This is a genomic window from Pseudoalteromonas rubra, from assembly GCF_000967655.1.
Taxonomy (GTDB): domain Bacteria; phylum Pseudomonadota; class Gammaproteobacteria; order Enterobacterales; family Alteromonadaceae; genus Pseudoalteromonas; species Pseudoalteromonas rubra_A.
In genome coordinates this window covers 1-685 of record NZ_JXYA01000035.1, presented here as the reverse complement: position 1 = coordinate 685, position 685 = coordinate 1, and the positions used below count along the sequence as shown (strand labels likewise).

Genomic DNA, 685 nt, shown 5'->3' with positions numbered 1-685 from the left:
AAGTTAAAACTGTCTTTAGCACTACAGCTTAAAATAGATTTTTCAATGAATTTGTTTTTCAGGCAAGGCGCTTAAATATTTTATCGCAGGGCGCAACCTTACTGGTTGTAACCAAGTAAAATATTTAAGGAACGCAGCATGGGAGACAAAGGCGCAGAAAAACCATTTTGGGTTGTATGGTTAAGTGACTAAGCGTACACGGTGGATGCCTTGGCAGTTGGAGGCGATGAAGGACGTACTAACTTGCGATAAGCCTAGTCAAGCCAGTAAGAGGCGCTTGAGACTAGGATTTCCGAATGGGGAAACCCGGCCCTTTGGGTCATCATGCAGTGAATACATAGCTGTATGAAGCGAACGCGGAGAACTGAAACATCTAAGTACCCGTAGGAAAAGAAATCAACCGAGATTCCGAAAGTAGCGGCGAGCGAAATCGGATTAGCCCTTAAGCTTTAATGTAGTTAGTGGAACATTCTGGAAAGTATGACGATACAGGGTGACAGTCCCGTACACGACAACTTATTTAAAGTGAAATCGAGTAGGTCGGAGCACGTGAAACTTTGACTGAATATGGGGGGACCATCCTCCAAGGCTAAATACTCCCAACTGACCGATAGTGAACCAGTACCGTGAGGGAAAGGCGAAAAGAACCCCTGTGAGGGGAGTGAAATAGAACCTGAAACCGTGT

General features: G+C 45.0%; 1 rRNA gene. It reads left to right on the top strand.

Features of this window, described 5'->3' with window-relative positions:
• Positions 1 to 178: 178 nt before the first annotated feature.
• A 23S ribosomal RNA gene (locus tag TW77_RS15010) occupies positions 179 to 685 on the top strand; the annotation flags it as partial.